The organism is Streptomyces sp. NPDC007088 (assembly GCF_042869355.1).
Taxonomy (GTDB): domain Bacteria; phylum Actinomycetota; class Actinomycetes; order Streptomycetales; family Streptomycetaceae; genus Streptomyces.
The window spans coordinates 22451-48327 of record NZ_JBIAFO010000009.1 but is presented as its reverse complement, the minus strand read 5'-3'; the positions used below and the strand labels follow the sequence as shown (position 1 = coordinate 48327).

22 protein-coding genes are annotated in these 25877 nt (G+C 73.1%); 10 read left to right on the top strand and 12 right to left on the bottom strand.

The features are described 5' to 3' along the window. Positions 1-7 precede the first annotated feature (7 nt). Both ACFYMP_RS16140 and ACFYMP_RS16135 read right to left on the bottom strand, forming a co-directional pair. Entirely contained in the window at positions 8-2011 is a 2004-nt protein-coding gene (locus ACFYMP_RS16140) for a SpoIIE family protein phosphatase (RefSeq protein WP_388856880.1), read from the bottom strand. A 345-nt stretch (positions 2012-2356) separates the two neighbouring features. Then, a complete protein-coding gene (locus ACFYMP_RS16135; protein WP_388856877.1) occupies positions 2357-3094 on the bottom strand; it encodes a GNAT family N-acetyltransferase in 738 nt (245 codons plus the stop codon). Between the two features lie 271 nt (positions 3095-3365). On the opposite strand from ACFYMP_RS16135, the gene ACFYMP_RS16130 reads away from it, so the two are divergent. From ACFYMP_RS16130 to ACFYMP_RS16120, 3 genes are all read left to right on the top strand, one after another. Next, a complete protein-coding gene (locus ACFYMP_RS16130) occupies positions 3366-4754 on the top strand; it encodes a carboxypeptidase regulatory-like domain-containing protein (protein WP_388856874.1) in 1389 nt (462 codons plus the stop codon). Positions 4755-4950: 196 nt separating this feature from the next. Beyond that, complete coding sequence (ctaD, locus tag ACFYMP_RS16125; protein WP_388856871.1) at positions 4951-6696, top strand: cytochrome c oxidase subunit I; 1746 nt, start codon at positions 4951-4953, stop codon at positions 6694-6696. Between the two features lie 46 nt (positions 6697-6742). Next, entirely contained in the window at positions 6743-7096 is a 354-nt protein-coding gene (locus ACFYMP_RS16120) for a hypothetical protein (RefSeq protein ID WP_388856868.1), read from the top strand. Positions 7097-7163: 67 nt separating this feature from the next. On the opposite strand, the gene ACFYMP_RS16115 is transcribed toward ACFYMP_RS16120, so the two are convergent. Then, positions 7164-7979 (bottom strand): hypothetical protein, encoded by an 816-nt coding sequence (locus ACFYMP_RS16115; protein ID WP_388856865.1) that lies wholly within the window; start codon positions 7977-7979, stop codon positions 7164-7166. Continuing rightward, the gene (locus tag ACFYMP_RS16110) at positions 7979-9256 is read right to left on the bottom strand and encodes a VWA domain-containing protein (protein ID WP_388856862.1); all 1278 of its coding nucleotides are present in this window, start codon (positions 9254-9256) and stop codon (positions 7979-7981) included. The genes ACFYMP_RS16115 and ACFYMP_RS16110 overlap by 1 nt, the downstream gene beginning before the upstream one ends. A gap of 144 nt (positions 9257-9400) precedes the next feature. On the opposite strand from ACFYMP_RS16110, the gene ACFYMP_RS16105 reads away from it, so the two are divergent. The 3 genes from ACFYMP_RS16105 (at position 9401) to ACFYMP_RS16095 (ending at position 11660) form a co-directional block, all read left to right on the top strand. Next, positions 9401-9637 (top strand): hypothetical protein, encoded by a 237-nt coding sequence (locus tag ACFYMP_RS16105; RefSeq protein ID WP_388856859.1) that lies wholly within the window; start codon positions 9401-9403, stop codon positions 9635-9637. Positions 9638-9902: 265 nt separating this feature from the next. Then, the gene (locus ACFYMP_RS16100) at positions 9903-10652 is read left to right on the top strand and encodes a BlaI/MecI/CopY family transcriptional regulator (protein WP_388856856.1); all 750 of its coding nucleotides are present in this window, start codon (positions 9903-9905) and stop codon (positions 10650-10652) included. A 270-nt stretch (positions 10653-10922) separates the two neighbouring features. Beyond that, positions 10923-11660 carry a DUF4232 domain-containing protein gene (locus tag ACFYMP_RS16095; protein ID WP_388856853.1) on the top strand — a complete coding sequence of 246 codons (738 nt, stop codon included), beginning with the start codon at positions 10923-10925 and terminating at the stop codon, positions 11658-11660. 85 nt (positions 11661-11745) lie between these two features. Here the strand turns inward: ACFYMP_RS16095 and ACFYMP_RS16090 are convergent, their stop codons facing one another. After that, entirely contained in the window at positions 11746-12477 is a 732-nt protein-coding gene (locus tag ACFYMP_RS16090) for a chitinase (RefSeq protein WP_388856850.1), read from the bottom strand. A 113-nt stretch (positions 12478-12590) separates the two neighbouring features. Further along, positions 12591-13106, bottom strand: coding sequence for a lytic polysaccharide monooxygenase auxiliary activity family 9 protein (locus ACFYMP_RS16085; RefSeq protein WP_388856848.1), 516 nt, complete (start codon positions 13104-13106; stop codon positions 12591-12593). 457 nt (positions 13107-13563) lie between these two features. On the opposite strand from ACFYMP_RS16085, the gene ACFYMP_RS16080 reads away from it, so the two are divergent. The 4 genes from ACFYMP_RS16080 to ACFYMP_RS16065 all read left to right on the top strand — a co-directional run bounded on the left by ACFYMP_RS16080 (position 13564) and on the right by ACFYMP_RS16065 (position 18404). Continuing rightward, complete coding sequence (locus ACFYMP_RS16080) at positions 13564-14946, top strand: cryptochrome/photolyase family protein (RefSeq protein ID WP_388856845.1); 1383 nt, start codon at positions 13564-13566, stop codon at positions 14944-14946. A 281-nt stretch (positions 14947-15227) separates the two neighbouring features. Then, complete coding sequence (locus ACFYMP_RS16075) at positions 15228-16064, top strand: aldo/keto reductase (protein WP_388856842.1); 837 nt, start codon at positions 15228-15230, stop codon at positions 16062-16064. 184 nt (positions 16065-16248) lie between these two features. Further along, a complete protein-coding gene (locus ACFYMP_RS16070; protein ID WP_388856839.1) occupies positions 16249-17202 on the top strand; it encodes an SDR family NAD(P)-dependent oxidoreductase in 954 nt (317 codons plus the stop codon). Between the two features lie 206 nt (positions 17203-17408). Then, a complete protein-coding gene (locus ACFYMP_RS16065) occupies positions 17409-18404 on the top strand; it encodes an SDR family NAD(P)-dependent oxidoreductase (RefSeq protein ID WP_388856837.1) in 996 nt (331 codons plus the stop codon). 70 nt (positions 18405-18474) lie between these two features. Here ACFYMP_RS16065 and ACFYMP_RS16060 read toward each other — a convergent pair whose 3' ends face one another. The 6 genes from ACFYMP_RS16060 to ACFYMP_RS16035 all read right to left on the bottom strand — a co-directional run bounded on the left by ACFYMP_RS16060 (position 18475) and on the right by ACFYMP_RS16035 (position 25742). Beyond that, a complete protein-coding gene (locus ACFYMP_RS16060; RefSeq protein ID WP_388856836.1) occupies positions 18475-19140 on the bottom strand; it encodes an HAD family hydrolase in 666 nt (221 codons plus the stop codon). A 79-nt stretch (positions 19141-19219) separates the two neighbouring features. After that, a complete protein-coding gene (locus tag ACFYMP_RS16055) occupies positions 19220-20404 on the bottom strand; it encodes an alcohol dehydrogenase catalytic domain-containing protein (RefSeq protein WP_388856833.1) in 1185 nt (394 codons plus the stop codon). 266 nt (positions 20405-20670) lie between these two features. Then, positions 20671-21519, bottom strand: coding sequence for an LLM class F420-dependent oxidoreductase (locus tag ACFYMP_RS16050; RefSeq protein WP_388856830.1), 849 nt, complete (start codon positions 21517-21519; stop codon positions 20671-20673). A 567-nt stretch (positions 21520-22086) separates the two neighbouring features. Next, a complete protein-coding gene (locus tag ACFYMP_RS16045) occupies positions 22087-23253 on the bottom strand; it encodes an LLM class flavin-dependent oxidoreductase (RefSeq protein WP_388856827.1) in 1167 nt (388 codons plus the stop codon). Positions 23254-23696: 443 nt separating this feature from the next. Beyond that, positions 23697-24419: an alpha/beta fold hydrolase gene (locus ACFYMP_RS16040; protein ID WP_388856824.1), complete on the bottom strand. Its 723-nt coding sequence runs from the start codon at positions 24417-24419 to the stop codon at positions 23697-23699. Positions 24420-24689: 270 nt separating this feature from the next. After that, the gene (locus ACFYMP_RS16035; RefSeq protein ID WP_388856821.1) at positions 24690-25742 is read right to left on the bottom strand and encodes a slipin family protein; all 1053 of its coding nucleotides are present in this window, start codon (positions 25740-25742) and stop codon (positions 24690-24692) included. Between the last annotated feature and the right edge of the window lie 135 nt (positions 25743-25877).

Here is a 25877-nt window from a genome sequence, read left to right as displayed (position 1 = left end):
GGGCGCCTCACCGGGCGGGCGGCCTGCGCACCAGCAGCAGCGCCGAATCGTCCAGGTGACCGGTGTTGCCCGCCGTGGACATCAGGTACTGGGCCAGCAGATCCAGCGGCTCGTGCCCCTTGTCGGCCAGCAGATCGCCGACCCGGCTCAGCCCCTCCTCGGCCGTGCACCTCGGCCCCTCCACGACGCCGTCCGTGAGCAGCGCCAGGATGCCGCTCTCCCCGAAGGCGTACTCCCACACCGGATACGTCGCGCCCTCCACGATCCCCAGCGGAGGACCGGGTTCCTCGTCCCTGACCGCCACCTCGCCCCCGGCGGACAGCTGGACCATCGGGGGGTGCCCCGCCCGCGCGGTGAGCAGCCGTCCGTCCGGGGTCAGCAGGACGTACAGGCAGGTCGTGAAGGCCCGCACGCCCATCTGGATCAACAGGTCGTTGGTGCGGGCCAGCACCTTGCCCGGCTCCGGGTCCTGCCACGTGTAGGCGCGCAGCGCCGTGCGCACCTGCCCCATGAGCCCGGCGGCGTGCAGGTCGTGCCCCTGCACGTCCCCGATGACGAAGGCCGCGCCCCCGTTCTGGAGCGGCACCACGTCGTACCAGTCGCCGCCCACGTCCAGACCGGTCTGTGCCGGGTGGTAAAGCGCCTGAAGTTCGACGCCTGGCACCTCGGGAAGCGTCTCGGGCAGCATGTTGCGCTGCACGATCCTGGCCAGCTCGATCCTGGCCTCCTGCAGGCGGATGCGCTCCAGCGCCTGACCGGCCAGGGTGCCCAGGGTCCGCATGAGCGTGCGGTCCTGCTCCGCCGCCCCGTCGCGCTCGTGGTACGTGATGACCCAGGCGCCCAGCGCCCGGCCCGCCGCGCGCAGCGGGACCATCGCGAAGGACCGGGCCTCGGTCGCGTCGAGCAGGCTGTGCGCCGCGGGCCACCTCCTGCGGTACTCGTCGCGGCTCGGGATGAACTGGGCCTCCCCGGTCCTGACGGCGTACGACAGGGGTTTCTCGGCGGCCAGCGGGAGTCCGTCCAGCGTCCGGGCCAGCGCCCGGTCGATCTCGTCGCCGAAGGCCACCCGCAGATGGTCCCCCTCGACGTACGCGAGCAGCGTCCCGACCCCGCCGAACGCGGGAGCCACCCGGTGCAGCACCGCCTCCGTCAGCTCCTCCTCGGTCGAGGCGCCGATGAACGCCGCCGAGAGCTGCTCGACCAGCTCGCCCCGTTTGCGTTCGCTGGCGTACGCGGCGCGCAGCGCCTCGTGCTGCTCCAGGAAGGGCGTCGTGTCGGCCGTGGTGCCCACGACGCGACGCCGCCCACCGAAGCCGAACCGCACCGCTCTCGCCCGGGAACGCAGCCTTCTCCAGCCGCCCGCCCCGTCCGCGATCCGGAACAGCAGTTCGTCGCTGTCGGTGTTGTTCGTCCGCAGGCTCTCGAACATCTGGGCCAGACTCGCCCGGTCGTCCGGATGTACCCGGGGAAACACCTTCGCCCTCTCCACGCTCCGGCCGGGGCCGAGCGCGGAGAAGGGGGACTCGCCCTCCAGCCAGTGGAAGACGTCGTGGTCCTCGTCGAACACCCACAGCGACTCGCCGCTGAGCACGATGCCCAGCCGCAGCGCCTCCCAGCGCCGCCGTTCGTCGTTCTCCTCGAAGGACAACAGCACCAGCGGCCGCCCGTCCGATCCCCGGAGCCGGCGCGCGCTCAGGGTGCAGATCACCGCGCCGCTGCTCAGGGCGAACTCCACGGGCTGCATGGGCGGGGAGGCGTCGGGGCCCTCGTCCGTCGGGTCGACGTCCTCCGTGAGCAGGGCCAGGGCGCTCTGCCTGCTGTGCTCGGCCACCACATCGGTGAGCCGGCGGCCCAGCAGGTGTGCGCGGTCCGTCTCCAGCAGGGCGGCGACGCGCGGACCGACGTCCAGGACGCGTCCGTCCTCAGGGCCGGCGCCCACGTCGACGAGCAGCCACGCGGACCCTTCGGCGTGGGCCGCGGCGCGGTGGGCACTCTCGGGGATCAAGGTCATCGCTTCCCCTTCGGGCGCTCCGGGGCGAGGGGCCGGCTCTCGCCGGAGACGGTCCCGGGACAGGACCTCACTCCCCAGAATCACCACAAAACACCGTCACGACCACCAGGCGAGTGCCGTCCGGGCCCCGGCCCCGCGCGGCCGGGGCCTCCTGCCCAGTCCGCGGCTTCGCCCCGCGTCCTCGCCCGGACCCCCGGTGACGTCGTTCCTCGCAGGTCAGAGAGGTGGAAGTGGGAACGGCCCCGGTGGTGGAGGCGCGCTCCCGCGCCGTGAGCCGGTCCGCCGTGACGGTCGGGGCGGTCAGCGCCACACGGGTGGTGCCCGTGGGAGTGCCGGGCCGCGGCCTCAGGCGCCGCCGCGGACCGGGGAGGCGTCCGGGCGGTCCGCGGTCCTGGAGGGGCCGGGGGCGAGGCCGAACAGTTCGCGGCACTCCTCCAGCCCCTCGATCGTCACCTCGACGGTCCGGTGGTGTTCCCAGTCCGCGCGCTCCATCCGCAACCGCTGCACCGTGCGGCGCTCACCCCGTACCACGCACGTGGACACCCCGTCCGGCCGGTAACCGAGCCGGCGCGAGACGCCGAGGGAGGCGGGGTTGTCGGTCATCGCCTCCGAGGTGACGGCGAGCGCGCCGAGCCCCTCGAAGGCGAGGTGGCAGACCGCCGCCCGCATCTCGGTGCCGAAGCCCCTGCCCTGACGCGCCAGCCCCAGCCACGAGCCGGTGTTCGTCTCCCGGGAGACGGCGTAATCGGCCGCCATGACGTCCTGGCGGCCGATGACCCGGCCCTCGTGCGAGACGGCGAGGGAGAGCGTCCAGCGCTCCGGACGCCAGGAGGCGATGGTCTCCAGCACGTGCTGGTAGGTCGCCCGCCCCCGCTCCAGGGGAGCGGTGTCCGTCCACGGGAAGAGGAACGGCATGGTGCCCGGAGCGTTCACCCCGGCCGCGGCCACCGCGCTCAGCTCTTCGAGCAGCGCCGTGTCCGGCAGCCTCAGTTCGAGGCGCGGCGTACGTACGCGCAGACCGTGCAGGGGCCAGAAGGAACGGCCCTGACAGGGGGCCGCGGGTGTCGTGCCGGTGTCCGTCATGGCCGGATGCTGCCGCACGGCCGCGGGGGGTGTCGACCGGATTTCGGCGCCCGGCGAGCCACTGCGCCCGGTCCGGCGGGGCCGATGCGCGCGGTCCAGGGGGTACCACTGCGCCCGGTCCGGGGCGTCTTTGCCATATCCGTACACGTGTGCATTTCCGTGGGACTGCGCCTTAATGTTAGTCTGGCTAAATATTGACACATGCATCCATCTGGGCCGTCCTCCGGCAGGGAGGGGGTCCCGGGGTGCCGCGAGGAGGCGGGAAAGGTTCATGGCGCCATCGGCAACACCGGAGAGGCCCACGCGGTCCACGCGGGGGGAGGGGCTGCGGGAGTCCGCTCTCACCCTCGTCCAGACCCTCTGGTTCCCGGCGTTCATGTTCGCCGGTTTCCTCGTGTGCTACCTGCTGCCCTTCCACAACCCCACCCCGCACCACGTCAAGGTCGCCGTGCCCGCCGCGGCCGCCCGGCCGTTGCAGCACAGCCTCGACAAAAGCCTGCCGGGCGGCTACGACATCGTCCCGGTCGACAGCGCGGCGCAGGCCCGCGCCGCGGTCACCGACCGGCAGGCGATCGCCGGCTACGTACCGGGACCGGGCGACCCGCGGCTGTACACCGCCAAGGCCGACGGGTACTCCCTGGAGTCGGCGCTGCAGAAGACCTTCACCGGCGTGGCCCAGCACGGTGGCGGCACGTTGCGGACCAGTGAGGTCGCCCCGATCGCCTCGGGCGACGGGCTGGGCACCGGCCTCTTCTACGCCGTCCTGGCCTGCACCATCCCCGCCTACGTCATGGTGATGATGCTGCTGCGGGCCACGAGCTTCGGGCGGCGCAAGAAGATCCTCACGCTCGCCGTCGCGGGCGCGGTCCTCGCCCTGATCGCCTACGGCGTCGCCCGCTGGATGAACGTCATCCCCGGCGACCCGCTGGCCATCCTCTTCCTCTTCCTCATGACGCAGGCGGTCTCGCAGACCTCCCTGGGGCTCGTGCCCTTCGTCAAGCAGTACCTGCCCGGCGTCGCCATGGGCCTGTTCGTGCTGCTCAGCATGCCCTCCAGCGGCGGTGCGATCCCGGTGCAGATGGTGCCCGGCTTCTTCCGTGCCCTGCACCCCGTCATGCCGATGGGCAACCTCATCGAGGCGCTGCGCGGGCTCTTCTACTTCCACGGCAAGGGGGTCACCGGCCACGTCCTGGTGATCTGCGCGTGGGTGGCCGCCGGGTTCGTCCTGCACGGACTCGGTGTGTGGAAGGAGCGGCGGGCCGCGGCACGCGAGGCCGCGGCCGAGGAGGCCGAGCCGCCCGAGCCGCCCGTCGAGGACCCCGCGATCGAGATGCCGCGACCGGCCGCCCTCCCGCCCCACGAGCGCGACGCGCGGCGGCCCCTGCCGCAACTGTCCGGACGCGTCACCGGTGCGTCGGGCGAGCCTCTGCGCGACGTCGTCATCACCGTCACCGGCACCCACGGCCACGAACTCGTACGGGCCACGACCGACGCGCACGGCGAGTACGCGGCGGGCGGGATGAACGAGCAGTTCGTGAACGTCATCGCGAGTGCGCCGGCCTGGCTCGCGAGTGTGGCCCGCGTCTCGATCGTGGACGGCCGGCCCGCGCACCAGGACTTCCGGCTGGAGCCCCGCCCCCTCGTGGCCGCCCTCCAGTAGCCGGCCCCTCCGCGTCCCCGTCACCGTTGACCGCCCGCCGGCGGCCCGGTGGCGGGGCTTTCGTCATCCCACGGCCCATCCGCGTCAACCGATCGGGGGGCGTGGCCCGCGCGGCGTGCATGTCCGGCGTATCCGTATTTATAGGCTTCGTTCGCCATACGAGCGAGTCGGGTCTTCCCGCAACGCCGCCTGACGCATGACGAATGGAGACCGAGTGAGCTCGGCAGACACCCGGGTGGACACCCTCCCCCCGACGCCTCCCGCACCCGTGAGGCGGCATCCCGGAGGCTGGGTGATCCGCTGGATCACCACCACCGATCACAAGATGATCGGCACCTCCTACTTGGTGACGTCGTTCAGCTTCTTCATCATCGGCGGCGTCCTCGCCCTCGTGATGCGCGCGGAACTGGCCCGGCCCGGTCTGGAGATCGTGTCACCCGAGCAGTTCAACCAGGCGTTCACGATGCACGGCACGATCATGCTGCTGATGTTCGCCACCCCGCTGTTCATCGGCTTCGCGAACTGGATCATGCCACTCCAGATCGGTTCGCCGGACGTGGCCTTCCCCCGGCTCAACATGTTCTCGTACTGGCTCTACCTCTTCGGCTCCCTCATCACGATCGGCGGTTTCCTCACCCCGAACGGAGCGGCCGACTTCGGCTGGTTCGCCTACTCGCCGCTGACCGACGCCGTGCACTCGCCGGGGGTCGGCGGCGACCTGTGGATCATGGGCCTGGCCTTCCAGGGGTTCGGGACCATCCTCGGCTCGGTCAACTTCATCACCACCATCGTCTGCATGCGCGCCCCCGGGATGACGATGTTCCGCATGCCGATCTTCGTGTGGAACGTCCTGCTGACGGCCGTCCTCGTCCTGCTCGCCTTCCCCGTACTGGCCGCCGCGCTGCTCGCCCTGGAGGCGGACCGGAAGTTCGGCGCGCACGTCTTCGACCCGGCCAACGGGGGCCCGCTGCTGTGGCAGCACCTCTTCTGGTTCTTCGGGCATCCCGAGGTGTACATCATCGCGCTGCCGTTCTTCGGGATCGTCACGGAGATCTTCCCGGTCTTCTCCCGCAAACCGATCTTCGGCTACGTGGGCCTGATCGGCGCCACCATCGCCATCGCCGGCCTCTCCGTCACGGTGTGGGCCCACCACATGTACGTCACCGGCGGGGTGCTGCTGCCGTTCTTCTCCTTCATGACCTTCCTGATCGCCGTACCCACCGGAGTGAAGTTCTTCAACTGGATCGGCACCATGTGGAAGGGGTCCCTGTCCTTCGAGACGCCGATGCTGTGGGCCGTCGGCTTCCTCGTGACCTTCCTCTTCGGCGGTCTGACCGGCGTCATCCTCGCCGCCCCGCCGCTCGACTTCCACGTCTCCGACTCGTACTTCGTCGTCGCGCACTTCCACTACGTGGTCTTCGGCACCGTGGTCTTCGCGATGTTCGCCGGATTCCACTTCTGGTGGCCGAAGTTCACGGGCAAGATGCTCGACGAGCGGCTCGGCAAGATCACCTTCTGGACGCTGTTCGTCGGCTTCCACGGCACCTTCCTGGTCCAGCACTGGCTGGGTGCCGAGGGCATGCCGCGCCGCTACGCGGACTACCTCGACGCCGACGGCTTCACGGCCCTGAACATGACGTCCAGCATCAGCTCGTTCCTGCTGGGCCTGTCGATGCTGCCGTTCTTCTACAACGTCTGGAAGACCGCCAGGTACGGCAAGAAGGTCGAGGTCGACGACCCGTGGGGCTTCGGCCGTTCCCTGGAGTGGGCCACCTCCTGCCCGCCGCCGCGCCACAACTTCACCACCCTGCCCCGCATCCGCAGCGAGTCCCCGGCCTTCGAACTGCACCACCCGGCGATCGGTGCCATGGACCAGGCGGTCAACGCGCCGCAGAAGTCCGCCACCATCGCCCCCGGCGACCGCGACCACCGCGAGGACTGAGCCGCTGTGGGCCCAGGCGGGTCCGGCCGGCAGCAAGGAGCCAGACGTGGAGCAGCCCACCCCCGACAGCGCGCGCGGCCTCGTCCGGCTGGAGGGGTACCTCCTGTGGAACGCCGAGGTGGCACAGGCCCGGCAACGCGCCCGTGAGCTGTGCGAACAACTGCCGTGGCTGACCACCGCCCAGCGTGAGGACGTGGAACGGGTCTACGCAGCCGACCGGCTGACCGCCTCGAAGGAGACGCTGACCCGGATCGCGGAGCGCTCGGTGAGTCTGCGCGCCGAGTACACCGCACGCTACGAGCGACTGCGGCGCCGGTGCGTCGCCACCGCGGTCCTCGGTGTCGGCGCCGCCGCGGGCAGTCTCGTGTGCGCGGCTCTCACCGCCGCGGGGCGCCGCTGACCGCGGCGCCCCGACGGGTGGGCCCCGTCCGGTCACCGGACGGGGCCCACCCGTCGACCGGGGGTGGTCAGGCGTTCGGCGGCACGTACGAGGGGCGTCCCCGGCCCCGGGTCAGCGCGTAACCGCCGATCCCCGCGAGGGCGCCGAGCACCCCACCGGCCGCCGTCCACAGCCAGCGGTCCGTCCACCACCCCGAGGACCAGCCGTCCTCCGGGGCGACCGCCTGCGGTACGGAGGCGGGAACCAGCGGCTTCGACAGCGAACCGCCCACCGCCCGCGCCCCGCCCTTGTCCCCGGACACCACCTCGATCTCGGTGTCCACGGGCAGCCCGAGGTCCCGCGCCGCCGCGTCGAGCGCGGTGAGCCGCACGAAGTAGCTCCCTGGCAGCGGGTCGTTCGACCAGGGCTCGGCCCAGGCCCGCACCACGCGCAGGGTGCACGAGAGCGTGACCGACCTCGCCCCGGGCGCCACCGTCCGGGTCTGCGCGCCGTAGCGGCACGCCTGCCGGCGGCGCAGCCCGTCGTACACGTCCACCTGCCAGGTCGAGGCGCCGTGGCGCGCCGTCTCCTGAGGGAGCTTCACCGTCGTCGTGACCGTCGGCGTCTGCCCGGTGTCGGCGGGGAACACCCAGTACAGGTAGTCCCCGGTCGAGGCGTGCGCGCTCGCCCGCTGGTCCTGGGCGAGCGCCGTGGCCGTACGGAAGGAGGTACCGGCCTCGGTGGGTGCCTCGTTCTTAGCGTCGTCGGCGCTCGCGCCTCCCGCCGTGCCCAGCGCGAGCAGAGCCCCCGTCAGCGCGGCGGCCCACCGCACTCGGACCGTGCGACGGGCGCGCGGTCCCGGCCGGTGTGCGGGGGTGTCGCCTCGCAGTGGCTGCGTGCCCATCAGTTGCTCCTCCACACCGCTACGCGCCAGCGGGACAGGAAGCCCCACACCAGTCCGGTCAGCAGGCCCACCAGGACCAGCGTGCCCAGCAGCCACCAGCCGCGCCCCAGGCCGAAGGCGGCGACATCCGCGCCGTCGTCGGGGCCGTCGACCAGATCCACCGTCAGTTCCACGGGCAGCCCGGGGGCCTTCTTCCCGGCCTCCTGGGACGAGAAGGAGTTGGAGACCTGGAGGCACACCGTCTCGGCCGGCGCCTCCTCACCGTCCACGTCGTCAAGCTCCGGCTTCGGGTAGCGCAGCCCCGTCGACAGGGCGTCGGTGCGGCCGGTGCCGGCCTCCGCGCCCCGGACGATCTCCCGGCCGTGCACCGTGAGCGCACGCAGCAGAACGCCGTAGTCGGGCGCCACCGCACGGTCCGCCGACACACTCACCGAAGCGCGCAGTTCCTGGCCGGGGCGTACCTGGACGCGGTACCACCGGTGCTCGCCGATCGCCTCGCGGTCGCTGTACAGCCCCGCCCTCAGCTCGGGTGCCTTCGCGCAGTCGCCCGCGCCGGAGACCGCCGACGGGGTCACCGCCGGATCGGCCGCCCGGTGCACCAACTGCTTCACACGACCGGAGAGTTCCTTCGTGTGCCGCACCGTCGTGTAGGTCCCGCCGGTGGCCTCGGCGATACAGGTGAGCTGGTCGCGGGTCTTGGAGTCGGGCACCAGGCCGAGCGTGTCCACGACCAAGTGCACGCCCTTCGCGGCGATCTCCCGGGCCACCTCGCAGGGGTCCAGCGGGGCGCAGGTGTCCTCGCCGTCCGTGATCAGCACGATCCGGCGGCTGGAGTCCCCGCCCTGTACGTCCTCGGCCGCGCCCAGCAGGGCCGGGCCGATCGGGGTCCAGCCGGTGGGCGCGAGGGTCGCCACCGCCGCCTTCGCCTCGGTCCGGTCGAGTCTGCCCACCGGGTACAACTGCCGGGTGTCCTTGCAGCCGACCTTGCGGTCCTCGCCGGGGTAGTCGGCGCCGAGGGTACGCATGCCCAGCCGCACGTCCGCGGGGACCGCGTCGAGCACCTCGTTGAAGGCCCGTTTCGCGGCGGACATCCGGGAGGCGCCGTCGATGTCACGGGTGCGCATGGAACCGCTCACGTCGAGCACGAGTTCCACTTTCGGCGCGTCCCTGGGAGTGTCCGGCTCACCGGCCGCCGCGGCCGTACCGGACAGCAGCCCGGTCAACGAGGCGGCGAGCAGCCCACAGGCGCCCACCGCCAGGTATTTCTTCATGATCATCGTGGGATCGTACGGACAATCGCGCCGGAAGCCAAAACGACGGCGGAAAAGCGCAGTTGACCATCGTCCGGGCGCGCCGGGCACGTGTCCGGCGGGCGTTTGGGGGACGTATGCGCGCGGGCGGGCAGGGGAACGGCTGAAGTCATGACAGAGAGAGAAAGTCCCCGCGCCGAGCTCCCGCGTCTGGTGATCCTGGCTCCGCAACCCGCCGATCCGCCCTTCCGGGTGCTGGAGGTGGACGGACAGGTGGTGGGAGAGGCGACCTCGATCAGCGAGGTCGTGGCCGTGGCCGTGAGCCTCGGGTACACCGCCGAGGACCTCGACGACCCGGACAAGGTCCGGTGGGTGGGCGGGGACTCCTACACCTGGGCGCCCCGCTGAACCGCGCGGTGGGCCCCTGGGGAGTGCACTTCACCGCCCACGGCCCACGAAAGCCGTCGACGGGGGTACTCTCAGCCCACCGCGCACTCCCGCCCACCGCTGACTGGCGCCACTTCGAGCGGGGTTGCCCGCGGCCGGACGGCACGCGACCGGGCACCGCGGGCGGCCCCACGAGGAACACGCGTCCCGGACCACGGACGGCCGCGCGCACCACCCGGTCCGCAGGACCGGGCCACACCACCACCACGCAGGAAGCGAGCCATTCGTGACCCAACACTCCACCGAGGCGCAGAACCTCAAGAACGAGTACGAGGCCAAAGTGGCCTCAGACCTCCAGGCCAACGTCGAGGAGCAGACCAGGATCGGCGAGCAGATCGGCGAGCTGCGCGAGCGGCTCACCGTCCTCGAACGCGAACAGGCCATGCTGGTAGGCGTGCAGCAGGCCATCGCGGCCGGCGCGGGCACCACCCAGGCCGCGCCCGAGGAGACCCCCGGCACGCCGGACGAGGCCAAGGCCGACCCCTCGCCGACGGCCGCGCAGCCGCAGTCGCCGAAGGTTCCCCGGGCGCGCAGGCCGCGGGGCACCGGTGCCGAGGCGGCGGCGGAGACCGCCGGAAAGCAGGCCGGGAAGGCGTCCGAGAAGAAGGGCGGCCGGGCCGCCAGGAAGACCTCCGCGCCCAAGGGCGCCAAGTCCGGCGCGAAGTCCGCGGCCAAGGGCGCGGCCAAGACCGCCGCCTCCGCCGAGGACACCACCGGTGCCCGTCTCACCCTGCGAGAGCTCATCGCCCGTCAGCTCGCCGACCACGGTGAGCCGAGGTCCGCCTCCGAGGTCTCCGCGACGCTCGCCCAGGAACACCCCGAGCGGGAGATCAAGGGCAACGTCGTGCGCACGACCCTCGAAGCGCTCGTCGCCAAGGGGCTCGTGCACCGCTCCAAGCAGCAGAAGTCCGTGTTCTACACGCATGTCGACGCGGCCCGCGCGCAGGAACCGGCCCCCCAGGCCGCCGGAGCCTGACCACCGGCTCGCCACCGGCGACCCACCACCGCGTGAACGGCCGGGTGGCCGGGCTTTTTGGCCACCCGGCACGGCTTCGGGCACCGGCGCGCGGCACCTCGTCCGGCGCGCGGCACCTCGTCCGGCGCGCCGGTGCGAGGCGCCCGCGCCACCGGCGGTTTCCGGCGCGGGAGACGCTTCGTCACTCTCCGGAGCCTCCCGCGCCGCCACCGGTACGGGTTCGACTGGCCCTGTGCTGGGCACAGGCCGACTATGGGGACTGTGAGAAATGTGCATGAGCCACTGACCGATCGCGCCGCCGGTCGCGGGCGCCGGGCCCTGCTGCGCCGGGGGTCCGCCCCGGCGCTGTGCCTGCTGCTCGGCGCGGCGCTCGCCGCCTGCTCGGGGGGAGGGGGCGACGGCGACGCGACGCAGAGCGTGGCCGACTCGTCTCCACCGGCCGCCTCCTCGCCCGCGGCCTCGCCGAGTACGCCCCCGGGGGCCAAGGAGAGCAGCCCCCCGGCGACGCAGAGCAGCTCGCCCTCCGGGCCGGACACCCCCGCCGCCTCCGGCACCACCAAGCCCTCCGCCGCGCCCACCTCGAAGAAGGCCGCCGCGGCAGACCGCTGTCCCTCGGCGGGGATGCGCCTGGAACTGGGCCGTGGGGACACGGGCGCGGGCAATGTCCACTACTCGCTCGTCTTCACCAACACCTCGGGCCGGTCCTGCACGCTCAGCGGCTACCCCGGGGTGTCGCTGCTCGCGGGCGACGGTCAGCAGATCGGCGCCCCGGCCACGCGCGAGGGCGGGGGCGGCGGCGGGGTGCGTCTGGCCCCCGGGGCGCGTGCGTACAGCGTGGTGCACACGCTCAACGAGGGGATCAACGGCGGGTGCCGGCCCTCCGGCAAGCTCCTGCGGGTCTATCCGCCGGGCTCCCGCGAGGCCATGACGACCCGCAGCGGGACGTTCCGGGTGTGCGGTGACACCTTCACCGTCACCTCCCTGAAGCCGGGAGCGGGACCTTCCTGACCCGGCTCCCGGCCGGCGCGACCGGGGCCGGCCCCGCGGCGTACGCCTGCCGGGGGCCGGCCCCGGCCGGGTACCGGTGCGCCGTTCAGCAGCTCAGGTTCGCCCCGGGGTCGACGCCCAGGATCTGGCTGAAGCGGGTGTAGCTGTCGATCCTGCTCTGGACCTGCGCGGGGTTCTTCCCGTCGCACTCCAGGCTTCCGTTGATGCTGCGGATGGTCTCGCCGAAGCCGTCGCCGTTCACGATGGCGTCGTGCGGGGTCATCGTGCCCGGACCGCTCTGGGTGTTCCAGTACCACAGGCCGGTCTTCCAGGCGACGGCCGCGTCGGTCTGCACGAGGTCGGGGTTGTTCAGCAGATCGATGCCGAGCGCGTCCCCGGCCGCCTTGTAGTTGAAGTTCCAGCTCAGCTGGATGGGGCCGCGACCGTAGTACTTGTCGTTGCCTGCCGGGCAGCCGTAGGACTGCGAGGTGTCGCAGTAGTGCGGGTAGTTGGCCGTGTTCTGCTCCACGACGTAGACCAGGCCGCCCGTCTCGTGGGAGACGTTCGCGAGGAAGGCCGCGGCCTCCTGCTTGCGCGTCGTGTCGCTGCCGGTGCCGGAGAACCCGGGGTAGGCGTCGAGCGCGGCGGTCAGTCCCTGGTAGGTGTAGAACGAGTTCCGGCCCGGGAACATGTCGTTGAACTGGGCCTCGCTGACCACGAACCCGGCGGCCGAGGTGTGCGGCGCGGGGGCCGCGCCCGCCGAGCCGGTCAGGGTCAGCGCGGTGAGTGCGGCGGCCGAGGCGGCCGTGGAGAGCAGGGTGAGAAGGCGTGTGCGCACGCTGTCGCTCCTTCAGCGGGCCGCCGCGCCGAGCGGCGGCCCGCCGGTGTGGGGGGTGGGAGAGAGGCGGAGAGCGGTGCGAGGGGTGTGGGGCCCGTCCGCACCACCGCGTGTCACCTCACGGTGACGTCGATGCAGTTGTAGAAGGCGTTGGTGGTGTCGGCGATGTTCCACACCGCGAGCACCTTCTGCTTGCCCTTGAGGCTGCCGAAGTTGACCGTGTGGGTCACGGTCGCTCCCGGCTTGGCGCCGTTGTCGTTGAACTCGGCGATCTTCTTGCCGCCGACGAAGTACTGCCAGGTGCTTGTCGAGTGCTGCGCGGTGAGCTTCCAGGTGAACTGCGTGGAGCTGTTCACCGGGGTGGCCACCCACCCCTTGGAGTCGTTGTCCAGCTCGGCGAAGCGGCTGTTGCCTCCGCTGCAGCTGCTCAGGCCCTTGGGGCCCTCGACGCTCTGCGGTTCGTACTTGATGTCACCGCAGGAGACGGTGCCGGCCGAACACTGCGCCTGCCGGCTGGGCGGGTTCGAGATGTAGCCGTGCGCGCTCGCCGAGGCGGCCGGCAGGGTCAGCGCGAGGACGGGGGCGAGGCCGGCGCCGATCAGCGCTGCGGTCTTCCTTTTGCTGTGCATGCCTACTCCTTCACCAAGGTCTGCCCGCGTGCCCGGCTGTGCGAGGACGCCGTTGCGGCGGGCCGGCCTCTCCAAGTGGGGGGTCGAGAGGTGCGTAGGGACTTGGTCGCGGTCCAAGTGAACTCCGCCCATGTGCAACGGAGTTCCCAAAGGTCTGGGCCACTTGGACTAGACCATACCGGCCGACGCGTTCGCGTCAAGAGAGTCCGGAGGACTCTGCCATCCAGCCGTGCGGGGGCAGCCGGATACCGTATGATCCGCCAACTCCCCGACGCCCGGCAGTTCGTGACGTCCCGGTGTGTGGGCGAGCGTCCGGGCGGGCATACACCCGTCCCGGTACGGCGACCCGTACGGGCACGTGTGCGAGGCGGGCGCACACGTGTGGCGGCGCCCGGCCGGCCGCGCGCCGGGGCATCATCCGGTACGTCCCGTCCAGTCGTCCCGGAGCGCCCCCGCCATGCCAGACCAGCCCGCCCGTACCTCCGTCGTCCTGTTCACCTCCGATCTGCGGCTGCACGACCATCCGCCGCTGCGCGCGGCCCTGCGCGAGGCCGGGGAGGTGGTGCCGATGTTCGTGCGCGACGAGGCGGTGGAGGCGAGGGGGTTCGCCCCTCCCAACCGCGCGGCCTTCCTCGCCGACTGCCTCGCGGACCTGGACGAGGGGCTGCGCGAGCGCGGCGGCCGGCTCGTGGTCCGCTCCGGGGACGTGGTCCGCGAGGTGTGCGCCGTCGCTGCCGAGGTGAACGCCGAGCGGGTACACCTCGCGGCAGGCGTCAGCCGCTACGCGCGGCGCAGGGCCGAGCGGTTGTCCTCGGCGCTCGCCGCCGAGGGCAGGGAACTCGTCGAGCACGAGGCCGTCGTCACCGCGGTGCCCCCCGGCGAGGTCGTCCCGGGCGGCAAGGACCACTTCGGCGTCTTCACGCCGTACTTCCGTCGCTGGTCCGGGCAGTCCCTGCGGACACCGCTGGGCGCGCCGCGCTCCGTCCGCGTCCCCCACTCGGTCCGCACCGAGCCGGTGCCGCGCCGCGAGGAGGTCGCGGGCGTCTCGCCCGGCCTCGCCGCGGGAGGTGAGCGGGAGGCCCGCTCCCGGCTCGCCGCCTGGCGGCGTTCGGGGATCGACTCCTACGAGGAGAACCACGACGACATGGCGGGTGACGCGACCTCGCGGCTCTCCCCCTATCTGCACTTCGGAGCGGTGTCCGCGGCGGAGTGCGTGGCCCGCGCCCGTGCGGCCGGCGGAGCGGGTGCCGAGGCGTTCGTGCGGCAACTGTGCTGGCGCGACTTCCACCATCAGGTGCTCGCCGCCCGCCCCGCCGCCGCGGAACGGGACTACCGCACGAAGGGGGACCGCTGGCGCCGCGGGGAGCGGGCGGAGGCCGAGACGGCCGCCTGGCGCGCGGGGCGTACGGGTTATCCCGTGGTGGACGCCGCGATGCGCCAGCTCGCCCACGAGGGCTGGATGCACAACCGGGGCCGGCTGCTCACCGCGAGCTTCCTCACCAAGACGCTCTACGTGGACTGGCGCACCGGTGCCGAGCACTTCCTGAGTCTCCTGGTCGACGGCGACCTCGCGAACAACCAGATGAACTGGCAGTGGACGGCGGGCACCGGCACCGACTCGCGGCCCAACCGGGTCCTCAACCCGGTGATCCAGGCCAGGCGGTACGACCCGGACGGCGCGTACGTACGGCGCTGGGTGCCGGAACTGCGCGAGGTCGGGGGCGCGGCGGTGCACGAGCCGTGGAAACTCGCCGACCGCGACCGCTACGACTACCCGGAACCCGTCGTCGGCCTCTCGGAAGGGGTCGAGCGATTCCGGAGGGCCCGGGGCAAGGAGTGACCCGCCCGGCGCAGGCCGGAGGCGAGGGCCGGGAGGACGCGACCGTGTGGTGACGCGCGGCGCGGGCAGGAGAGAGCCCGGAGCGTCGCGGACGTTCCGTGACCGCACCGCGCACCCGCCGGTCCCGGCCGCCGTCGGCTGGCCAAGCGGGAAAAACGCGGCAAAGCTGTACAAAATATGTTTTTCGGCTGGCGAGGTGGGGAGGTGCCCCACTGGACGACGGGAGGGCCGCGCCCCGGCCCGGCCCCTGCCCGCCCGGCCGACAACCCGAGGAGAGGCACGTGTCCGCAGTACCGAGCATCACCCTGAACAACGGCGTGGAGATCCCCCAGCTCGGCTTCGGTGTGTTCCAGATCCCGCCGGAGAAGACCAGGGACGCCACCGTGGCCGCCCTGGAGACCGGCTACCGGCACATCGACACCGCCGAGATGTACGGCAACGAGAAGGAGGTGGGCCAGGCCGTCAGGGAATCCGGCATCGACCGCTCCGAGCTGTTCGTCACGAGCAAGCTGAACAACGGCTTCCACGCCCACGACGACGCCCTCGTGGCCTTCCAGCAGTCGCTCGACGACCTGGACATCGGCTACCTCGACCTCTTCCTGATCCACTGGCCGCTGCCCGCCGTGGGTGACTTCGTGGAGACCTGGAAGACGATGGAGGAGATCTACCGCTCCGGCCGCGCCAAGGCCGTCGGCGTCTCCAACTTCCAGCCGCACCATCTGCGCCGGCTGCTGGAGAACACCGACGTCGTGCCCGCCGTCAACCAGATCGAGGTGCACCCGTACCTCACCCAGGAGACGGTGCGCGCCTTCGACGCGGAGCACGGCATCGCCACCGAGGCGTGGTCGCCGATCGCGCAGGGCAAGGTCCTGGGCGACCCGGTCATCGTGGGCATCGCCGAACGGCTCGGCAAGTCCCCGGCCCAGGTGACCCTGCGCTGGCACCTCCAGCGAGGCGACATCGTCTTCCCCAAGTCGGTGACGCGGTCGCGGGTCGAGGAGAACTTCGACCTCTTCGACTTCGAGCTGAGCGAGGGAGACCTCGCGGAAATCAGCGCCCTCAACCGCGACGAGCGCACCGGGCCGGACCCGGACACCTTCAACATGGTCCCGGAGTAACCGGGACGCGGTACCGGGGCAGCGGCGGCATCCGGCGGGGCGGCGGCGCTCGCGCCACGGCCGCCGCGCACCCGGCGCCCGTCCGCTGCGCGCACCGCGGGAACTGCTCTCAGCGAGCCTCCCGGCGCGTGCCGCCCCGTGGCGCTCTTGACTTGGAGGGTGCTCCAACTCGTAGCGTCAGGGCATGACCACCACACAGCACCCCATCGGTTCCGGCTTCGGCGCCCGCAGCACCGCTTCCGAAGTCATCGAGGGAATCGACCTCACCGGCAAACTGGCGATCGTCACGGGCGGCTACTCGGGCCTGGGCCTGGAGACCGTCCGCGCGCTGGCCGGCGCCGGAGCCCACGTCGTCGTCCCCGCCCGCCGCCCCGAGGTGGCGCGGGAGAACCTCGCCGGTATCGGGAACACCGAGGTGGACGCCCTCGACCTCGGCGACCTCGACAGCGTCAAGGAGTTCGCCGACCGCTTCCTGGCCTCCGACCGGTCGGTCGACATCCTCATCGACAACGCCGCGATCATGGCCGCCCCCGAGACCCGCGTCGGCCCCGGCTGGGAGGCGCAGTTCGCGACCAACCACCTGGGCCACTACGCGCTGGTGAACCGGCTGCGGCCCGCGCTCGTGCGCGACGGCGGCGCCCGGGTCGTCTCGGTCTCCTCGGTCGGCCACCACAACTCGCCGATCCGCTGGGACGACCCCCAGTTCGAGCAGGGCTACGACAAGTGGAAGGCCTACGGACAGGCGAAGACCGCCAACGCGCTGTTCGCCGTCCACCTCGACGCGCTCGGCAAGGACGCCGGGGTGCGCGCCTTCTCCTTGCACCCCGGCGGCATCCTCACCCCGCTCCAGCGTCACCTCCCGAAGGAGGAGATGGTCGCCCTCGGCTGGATCGACGAGGACGGCAAGCAGGTCAACGACTCCTTCAAGACCCCCGAACAGGGCGCGGCGACCTCCGTGTGGGCCGCGACCTCCCCGCGTCTGGCCGGGGCGGGCGGGGTCTACCTGGAGGACTGCGACATCGCCCTGCCCACCGAGGAGGGCCGCACCGGCGTACGGGCGTACGCCGCCGACCCGAAGGAGGCCGCCCGGCTGTGGACCCTCTCGGCCGAGCTGACCGGTGTCGACACGTTCTCCTAGAGCGACCGGGTGAAGGAGCGCGGGCGGCGGCCGCTTTCGGGTGAACCCGAGGGCGGCCGCCGCCCGCGCTGCGCTCCGCCGTGCCGGTGCGGGCGCCGTGCCGCTGCGGGCGCCGTGCCCGCCGCGGCGCCCGGTTCCCGGCAGGCGGCGCGCATGCCTTGCTGCGAGGGTGGAACCCGGAACGTACCCGACCAGGAGGCCCCTCCATGACACGCCCCGGCTCCCGTACGCGCCCTCTCGACGACCTCTCCGCCCTCGTCACCGGCGGCTCCCGCGGGCTGGGGCTGCTGCTGGCCGAGCAGCTCGCCGCTCAGGGAGCCGCCACCGTCACCATCGCCGCCCGCGACCGCGAGGAACTGGAGCGCGCCGCCGCACTGCTGCGCGCGCGCACCTCCGCCACCGTCCGGGTCGCGGTGTGCGACGTGCGGGACCGCGCGACCGTACGGGAACTCATGCGCACCACGCACGAGGCCGCGGGCCTCGACGTGGTCGTCGCCAACGCCGGCGTCATCCAGGTGGCCCCGCTCGCGGCCATCGGCGCCGAGCAGTTCCAGGACGCGATGGGCACGATCTTCGAGGGCGCCCTGCACACCTCGCTGGAGGCGTTGCCGTACCTGCGGCAGAGCCCGGCCGGCGGCCGCCTCGCGCTAATCGGGTCGGTGGGCGGCCTGCTCGCCGTCCCGCACCTGCTGCCCTACTCCTGCGCGAAGGCCGCCGTGGGCGCCCTGGCCGAGGGGCTGCACGCCGAGGCGGGACCCGGCGTGAGCGTGACCGCCGTCCATCCCGGCCTCATGCGCACCGGCTCGCATCTCCAGGCGGAGTTCGGGGGCGACGTGGACCGCGAGTTCGGCTGGTTCAGCGCGCTCGCGGGGGCGCCCGTCGTGTCGATGGACGCCCGGCGCGCCGCCGGGCGGATCGTGCGCGCCGTGGGCCACCGGCGCACCCGGCTCGTCCTCACCCCGATGGCACGGGCCGCCGGGCTCGCCCACGGCCTCGCGCCCGCGCTGACCACCAAGCTCACGACGCTGGTGGCCAAGGCCCTGCCCGAGGCGTCCGGCCCCACCGGCCTGAGCCAGGGGCACGAGGCGGGCGAACCCATCGGCCCGGTGGCCAGGAGGCTCAGGGCCTGGGGCAGCAGGCTCAACGACCGCGCGGTCGGCCCCGGCAACCAGCGCCGCCCCGGACCGACGACGAGCGCCTGAGACGTCCGAACCGGCGAACGCTCCCCGGCCGGTCGGCCGGGGAGCGTTCGCCGTGTGTGCGGCTGCCGCGTCACGCCCCGCCGGCGAAGGCGCTCTCCCCGAGCCGGGCCAGCAACTCCGCCGGGTCCGCGTAGATCTCCGCCGCCCCGGCCGCCACCAGATCGGCGCGCGGGATGCCGCCGGACAGCAGCCCGACCGGGGTGACGCCCGCCGCGCGCGCGGCGCGCATGTCCCACACCGAGTCGCCGACGAAGACGCTGTCCGCGGCCTCGGCGCCGGCCAGCTCCAGCGCGTGCCGTACGGGCTCCGGAGCGGGCTTGCCCTCCTCGACGTCGTCCGCGCTCGCGGTGTCCTTGATGGCCTCGTCGGCCCCGATCGCGCCCAGCAGGGCGCCGAGTTCCGGCCCGCCCGCCGAGGTGGCGAGCACGACGGACCAGCCCGCGCCGTGCAGGGTGTGCAGCAGTTCGGCCGCGTCCCCGAAGGCGTCCAGCCGCTCGAAGTACGTGCCGTACAGGGCCTTGTGGCCGGCGCTGATGTCCGCGTCCCCCGCGGTGTCGCGGTCCGCTCCGAGCACATGGGCGATCAGGTCGGTCGAGCCGAGGCCGAGCGCCTGGTGCAGAGCCGTCATCGGCACGCGGTGCCCGGCCTGCCGGAAGGCTTCCCACCACGCGGTCACGTGGAGGTGGTTGGTGTCGACGAGTGTGCCGTCGACGTCGAAGAGGGCGGCGCGGGTCATGAGAACCTCTCGGGGCGGGGACGACGACGCGGGACGAGGGCGGGGCGTGAGGGAGCGGCGGCGGGCGGAGGGAGGACGGTCACGGCCGCAGGAGGGTCTTGATCATGCCGTCCTCCTTGGCCTGGAAGGTCGCGTACGCCTTCGGGGCCTCCTCCAGGGGGAGGTGGTGCGTGGCGAAGGAGTCCACCCCGAGCGGGTCCTCGTCGGTGAGCAGCGGCAGGATGTCCTCGACCCAGCGCCACACGTTGGCCTGCCCCATGCGCAACTGAAGCTGCTTGTCGAACATCTGGAGCAGCGGCATGGGGTCGGCGGCACCGCCGTACACCCCGGACAGGGAGATCGTCCCGCCGCGCCGTACGAGGTCGATCGCCGCGTACAGCGCGCTCAGGCGGTCCACCCCCGCGCGCTGCATCAAGGGGTCGGCCACCGCGTCGGGCAGGAGGCCGACCGCCCAGTGCGCGGCCTTCGCCACCGGCGCCCCGTGCGCCTCCATACCGACGGCGTCGATCACCGAGTCGGTGCCGCGGCCCTCCGTCAGCTCCCTGATCACGTCCCCGAGGTCCTTGCCGTGCCGCCGCACGTCGAGACACTTCACGCCGTGCGCCGCCGCCCGGGACAGCCGTTCGGGGACCAGATCCACCCCGACGACGAGGCCGGCGCCCCGCTGCTGGGCGATGCGCGCGGCCATGTCGCCGATGGGGCCGAGCCCCAGCACCGTGACGGAACCGCCGGGCGGGATCGCCGCGTACTCGACGGCCTGCCAGGCGGTCGGCAGGACGTCGGAGAGGTACACGAAGCGGTCGTCGGGCGGGCCGTCCGGCACCCTGACCGGGAGCCGGTCGCCGAAGGGGACCCGCAGGTACTCGGCCTGACCGCCCGGCACCTGCCCGTACAGCTTCGTGTAGCCGAACAGCGAGGCGCCCATGCCGCGGTCCCTGACCTGCGTGGTCTCGCACTGCGAGTGCAGGCCCTGGGAGCACATGAAGCACGTCCCGCACGACACGTTGAACGGGACGACGACCCGGTCACCGGGGGAGAGGGAGCGCACGGCCGGGCCGACCTCCTCGACCACCCCCATGGCCTCGTGGCCGAGGATGTCCCCGGGGTCGATGAACGGGCCGAAGAGTTCGTACAGGTGCAGGTCCGAGCCGCAGATCCCGGTCGAGGTGACCTTGACGACGATGTCGTCGGGCTGCTCGATCCGGGCGTCGGGCACGGTCTCGACCCGTACGTCCCGCTTGCCCTGCCAGGTCAGTGCGCGCATCGCTGCTCCCTAGGGTCCGGACCGCCCCGGCGGCGTTCGGCGGGACCCGGTCCGGGTGCCCGGTACGGCGAGGCCCACGCCCGGTGACGAGAAGCGCCCGCCTCCGAGGGGGAGACGGTCGCCGGCTCCCGGAGCGGCGGACGGTCCCTCCCAGCCTCGGGCCTTCCCCTTTCGCGCGCCCGGCCGCACCCCGCCGGACTGGGCCGAACGGGTGAGGTGCGGTTGTGCGTCCGCCGGGCCGGGCGGGCTCGCGCGCCGCGAGGGGATCAGCCCAGCCCGAGGACGCCCGCCAGCTCGCGCCAGCCGCCGCGCGGCAGCTTCTCGGGGTCGTCCTCCAGGAGCTGGACGGCTACGTGGTCGGCGCCCGCCTCGTGGAACTCCGCGAGCCGCGCCCGTACCGTCCCGGGGCTGCCCCACACGACCGTCGCGTCGACCAGGCGGTCGCTGCCGCCCGCCCGGAAGTCCTCCTCCGTGAAGCCGAGACGCAGCCAGTTGTTGGTGTAGTTCGGCAGCTTCAGGTACATCTCCAGCACACCGCGGCCGATCGCGCGGGCCCGTGCGGCGTCCTCGCTCAGCACCACCTTGACCTCGGGGGCCAGCAGGGCGTCCGGACCGAGCGCCTCGCGGGCCTCGGCCGTGTGCTCGGGCGTCACCAGATAGGGGTGGGCGCCCCGGGCCCGGTCGCCCGCGAGCCGGAGCATCTTCGGGCCGAGCGCGGCGAGCACCCGGGCCTTCGGCGGCACCGGGACCTCCGCGGCGTCCAGCGCGTCGAGGTAGGCGACCATCGCGGAGTACGGCTTGTGGTAGTTCTTCGCGAGGGCCGAGTGGCTCGCGCCGAGACCGAGCAGATACCGGCCGGGGTGGGTGGCCTCCAGCTCGGCCCGCTCGCGGGCGACGTCGCGCGCCTCGTGCTCCCAGATGCTCAGGATGCCGTTGGCCACGATGATGCGGGAGGTTCCGCGCACCAGCGGGGCGGCGGCCTCCACGGAGCTGTTGCCGCCCAGCCACACCGTCCCGAACCCCAGCTCCTCCAGCTCGGCGACCGTCTCGACGGCCTCCGTCCGCGCGGTACGGGCCAGATTGTGGTCCCAGATGCCGAAACGGCCGACGTCCATGAACGACTCCTTCTCTCGGTGCTCTCCGTAGGTTCCCCCGCCCGGACCTTCCCGGGCCCCGGGTGCGGGGGCCACCGGCAGGGGAGGGCGCGTCCCGGTCAACCTCCCCGCGCGCGGGGCGTATTCCCCGGTCAGGACTGGTCGCGAAACCCTCACCAGCATGGCGCGAACGGGTCCCGGACGCCTGCCGGAGCCGGCCGCCGGGCCCGGGAGGACCCGCCCAGAAGCCGGACCGAGCGTCCGGTTCCGTACGGGCCCGGACCTTCTCCTGCCCGCTCCGGGAACGCCGACGCCCGGCTGTACGTCTGTCCCGGTGAGGCCACGCGTCCACGGGCCCCGGGCGGCCGCGCCGCGGCGTCCGCTCCGTGGCGGACCGGCCGCACACCCACCTCGGTACGCCCACCAGGGCGACCGGCCCGAACGCCGCTTTGGGGCGGATCATCCCCCGTACCGTCCCGGACGCGGCCCCCGCCGTGCCGGGGGGCGAACTCCCCCGAACGCCCCCCGGCACGGCTCACCACCGCGTGTCCGCGCCCGCTCGCACCCCCTGCTACGGAGCGCCCCCCCTCATCCCCTGCGCGCGGCGGGCACCTCCAGGGCGGGCTCCGGCGCTGCCTCGCGCGTGAGCGGGCCGGACACGGGGTGGTGCCACAGTCCGCGCCCGGCCAGGACCGGCAGGACCCCTTCGCCGAACCAGTACGCCTCTTCCAGATGCGGATACCCGGAGAGCACGAACTCCTCGATGCCCAGCGCGTGGTACTCCTCGATCAGGTCGGCGACCTCCTCGTGGGAGCCGACCAGGGCCGTGCCCGCGCCGCCGCGTACGAGACCGATGCCCGCCCACAGGTTGGGGTGGATCTCCAGGGAGTCCTGCCGCCCGCCGTGCAGCGCGAGCATCCGCCGCTGCCCCTCCGACTCGCTCTGCCCCAGGCCCCGCTGGATGTCCGCGACCAGCTGGGGGTCGAAACCCTCCAGCAGACGGTGTGCCTCCGCCCAGGCCTGCTCGGACCGGTCCCGGCTGATGACGTGCAGACGGATGCCGAAGCGCACCGAGCGGCCCTCGCGCGCGGCCAGCTCCCTGACCCGGTCGATCTTGAGCGCCACATCGGCCGGCGGCTCGCCCCAGGTCAGGTACACGTCGCTGTAACGGGCGGCGACCGAGACCGCGGCGGGGGAGGAGCCGCCGAAGTAGACCTCCGGCACCGGATCGGGCAACCGGTTCAGGCGCGCCTCCTCGACCCGGAGGTGCTCACCGACGTGGTTCACCGTGCCTCCGCGCCACAACTCCCGTACGACGTGCAGGAACTCGCCGGTACGGGCGTACCGCGCGTCCTTGTCCAGGAAGTCGCCGAAGGCGCGCTGCTCACGGCTCTCCCCACCCGTCACGACGTTGAGCAGCAACCGGCCGCCGGACTGCCGCTGGTAGGTCGAGGCCATCTGCGCGGCGAGGGTGGGGGAGAGCGAACCCGGGCGGAAGGCCACGAGGAACTTGAGGCGTTCGGTGTGCTGGCTCACCATCGCCGTGGTCAGCCAGGCGTCCTCGCACCACGTGCCGGTCGGGGTGAGGGCACCGACGAAGCCGAGTTGTTCGGCGGCGCGGGCGATCTGGCTCAGGTAGGCGACCGTCGGCGGCCGGTCCCGGCCCGCTGCCGTGACAGGGGTGCCGTGCCCTCCGCCCACGACGTCGCGGCTGTCGCCGTTGGTGGGCAGGAACCAGTGGAAAGTCAGGCTCACGGGAGGTGACTCCGTTCAGGAGAGCGGGCGAGCGGGAACAGGCGGGAGAGGCGCGGGGGACGAGGCCGGAGGCGCGTCGCGGTGCTCGCGGCACGGGCCGGCCGCCCCCAGACCGCCCCAACAGACGGACGGCTGACGGGGCGGCCGGGGCGGAACGCGTACGGGCACCGGAGAAGCGATCCCGCCGACCGGGGCCGGAGCGGTCCGGAGCGTTACCGGAGCGGCGGACGGTGGATCAGCGGACGCCGGCGGCGCGGCGGAAGCGGTGCGTGGCGCGACAGGTGGCGCTGGAGACGAACGCGAGATCGACGTGGCGACGCCGCGTCAGAACCACTCGCATCCTCATGTCCACGATCCAACAGCCGCCGTCCTGGCCTGTCAAGAAGGCCGGGGACGGCTGGACACCCCCCGAAACGCCCCCCACCTCCGTCCCCGGCTCTCGCTCAGACCGTCACCGGCTCCTCGCTCGCGAACGCCTTCGTCACGGCCGCCGGGTACGGGCCGACCTCCAGAAGCCCCGCCACCGCCCCGGCCGCCGTGCGCTGCCACACCGGTGCCCGGCGCAGCATCGTGTGCTCCCCGCCCGCCACGCACACCCCGGCCCCGCGGGCCCCCGCCGCCTCGGCGCGCCTCAGCAGGGCCCAGGAGGCGCGCGCCGAGGTGACGCGGTCGTGATCGCCGTGCAGGACGACCAGTCCGGCGCCCGCCAACTGCTCGACCGGCTCGCCCTCGGGACACCACGGGGCGAGCGCCACCACCGCGCGCACCGAAGGATGCGCCGCCGCTCGCAGAGCCGCCCGGCCGCCCATCGAGTGGCCGAGCAGCACGACCGGCAGGCCACCCGTACGACGCTCCAGTTCGTCGAGGGCCGCGACGGTGTCGCCCAGCGCGTCGGCGGCACCGCCGTTCCAGCCCCGGTAGCGGTAGCGCACCGTGCCCAGCACCGTGGACCCGGCCGGCAGCACCCGGGACAGCGCGTGCGCGAACGGCCGCATCCGCAGGGCCGCGAGCTGCCAGGGCCGTGCCGTCTGCCGGCCCTCGGACCGCCCGCCGTGCAGCAGCAGCGCGACATGCCGTGCCCCCGCCGGTTCCCGCGCCAGCACGAGCGCCCGCGCCCCCGGCGAGGTGTCGGCCCCCGCGCCGCCGTCCGCTGTCGTCGACCTCATACGTCTCCCTCTGCTCCCTTGGCCGGGTGCCCACGGCACCCCCCGGACCGCGTACCCCGTGCGGGCCGCGGGCGCCGCGGCGCCCGCGGGTGATCCGGTGCCGCCGGCGCCACGGATGGGTGTGCGCCCCTCGTGGCATGAGCGGCCGCGCGGGCGCGGCACGGAAACCTTCCCGCGTCCCTCCGCCCCGGCCGCGTCCGCCGTGCGGGAAGGCGCACGGCGGACCGGTCGGGGCGGAGGGACGCGGGTGGCAGGGAGAGCGGCGCGGGCTCAGGCCCGCACCGGACGTTCCTCCTCGGTGCTCAGCCCGCCCGCCAGCGGCTCGGGCCAGGTGTCGCGGCGCAGCCGGGCCACCTCGGCGCGGGTGCGGGTGGCCGCCAGCTGGTCGTCCACGCGGCCGTCCAGCGCCGGAGCGCGGTGCGCGGCGGGGCGACGGGCGCCGGCGCCTCGGGAGGGGCGTGCCGGGGAGGAACCGCCCCCACCCCTGTGCGGCTCGGCGGCGTCCGGGCCGTCGGTGATCCGGGCGTCCGGCCTTCCGGTGGCGCCGCCCTGGTCGGGGCTGAGGTCCTTGCCGCCCTGGAAGAAGCGCAGGAGTTCGACGGGGAACGGCATGACGAGAGTGCTGTTCTTCTCGGCGGCGACGTCCACCACGGTCTGCAGGAGCCGCAGTTGCAGAGCGCCCGGGGTGTCCGCCATCGTGCCGGCGGCGTCGGTCAGCTTGCGCGAGGCCTGGAACTCTCCGTCGGCGGCGATGACCCGGGCACGCCGTTCACGTTCCGCCTCCGCCTGCTTCGACATCGAACGCATCATGTCGCCGGGCAGCGCGATGTCCTTGATCTCCACCCGCTCGATCCGCACGCCCCAGGGGGCTTCGGTCGGCGCGTCCATCACGGTCTTCAGCTCGGAGTTGATCTGGTCGCGGTCGGCGAGCAGCGTGTCGAGGTCCGCGCGGCCGATGACCGAGCGCAGTGAGGTCTGCGCGATCTGCGAGACGGCGCCCGGGTAGTCGGTCACGTTGACGAGCGCCTTGACCGGGTCCAGGACACGGAAGTACACGACGGCGTCCACCGTGACCGTCACGTTGTCCCGGGTGATCGCGCCCTGGGGCGGCACGCCCAGCACCTCGGTCTGGACGGACACCTTCTGCATACGGTCCGCCACGGGCCAGATGAGTCGCAGCCCCGGCTCCCGGATGCGCGGCAGCAGCCGCCCGAAGCGGAACACCACACCCTTCTCGTACTGCTGCACATTGCGCACACTCAGCGCGAGAACGAAGAAGACGAGCAGGACCACGACCACCAGTGCGACGATCAGTGCAGTCATCAGGAAACCCCCAACCCGACCGGGCTCCCCCCCGGGGCACGCTCACCCGGTGTGTCGGTACCGCGGGGGCGGTACGGCCACAGGCAGCCGCGCACGTCGGACCCCCGACCCGTCCACCGTACCGCTGGAGGGCGG

What these genes read in the sequence shown, in the direction of transcription:
- ACFYMP_RS16035 (WP_388856821.1), bottom strand. Translation starts at nt 25,742, where the DNA reads ATGACTGCACTGATCGTCGCACTGGTGGTCGTGGTCCTGCTCGTCTTC.
- ACFYMP_RS16115 (WP_388856865.1), bottom strand. Translation starts at nt 7,979, where the DNA reads ATGGGCACGCAGCCACTGCGAGGCGACACCCCCGCACACCGGCCGGGA.
- ACFYMP_RS16105 (WP_388856859.1), top strand. Translation starts at nt 9,401, where the DNA reads ATGACAGAGAGAGAAAGTCCCCGCGCCGAGCTCCCGCGTCTGGTGATC.
- ctaD (WP_388856871.1), top strand. Translation starts at nt 4,951, where the DNA reads ATGACGAATGGAGACCGAGTGAGCTCGGCAGACACCCGGGTGGACACC.
- ACFYMP_RS16055 (WP_388856833.1), bottom strand. Translation starts at nt 20,404, where the DNA reads ATGCGCGCACTGACCTGGCAGGGCAAGCGGGACGTACGGGTCGAGACC.
- ACFYMP_RS16050 (WP_388856830.1), bottom strand. Translation starts at nt 21,519, where the DNA reads ATGGACGTCGGCCGTTTCGGCATCTGGGACCACAATCTGGCCCGTACC.
- ACFYMP_RS16130 (WP_388856874.1), top strand. Translation starts at nt 3,366, where the DNA reads ATGGCGCCATCGGCAACACCGGAGAGGCCCACGCGGTCCACGCGGGGG.
- ACFYMP_RS16040 (WP_388856824.1), bottom strand. Translation starts at nt 24,419, where the DNA reads ATGAGGTCGACGACAGCGGACGGCGGCGCGGGGGCCGACACCTCGCCG.
- ACFYMP_RS16080 (WP_388856845.1), top strand. Translation starts at nt 13,564, where the DNA reads ATGCCAGACCAGCCCGCCCGTACCTCCGTCGTCCTGTTCACCTCCGAT.
- ACFYMP_RS16110 (WP_388856862.1), bottom strand. Translation starts at nt 9,256, where the DNA reads ATGATCATGAAGAAATACCTGGCGGTGGGCGCCTGTGGGCTGCTCGCC.
- ACFYMP_RS16060 (WP_388856836.1), bottom strand. Translation starts at nt 19,140, where the DNA reads ATGACCCGCGCCGCCCTCTTCGACGTCGACGGCACACTCGTCGACACC.
- ACFYMP_RS16085 (WP_388856848.1), bottom strand. Translation starts at nt 13,106, where the DNA reads ATGCACAGCAAAAGGAAGACCGCAGCGCTGATCGGCGCCGGCCTCGCC.
- ACFYMP_RS16065 (WP_388856837.1), top strand. Translation starts at nt 17,409, where the DNA reads ATGACACGCCCCGGCTCCCGTACGCGCCCTCTCGACGACCTCTCCGCC.
- ACFYMP_RS16140 (WP_388856880.1), bottom strand. Translation starts at nt 2,011, where the DNA reads ATGACCTTGATCCCCGAGAGTGCCCACCGCGCCGCGGCCCACGCCGAA.
- ACFYMP_RS16070 (WP_388856839.1), top strand. Translation starts at nt 16,249, where the DNA reads ATGACCACCACACAGCACCCCATCGGTTCCGGCTTCGGCGCCCGCAGC.
- ACFYMP_RS16135 (WP_388856877.1), bottom strand. Translation starts at nt 3,094, where the DNA reads ATGACGGACACCGGCACGACACCCGCGGCCCCCTGTCAGGGCCGTTCC.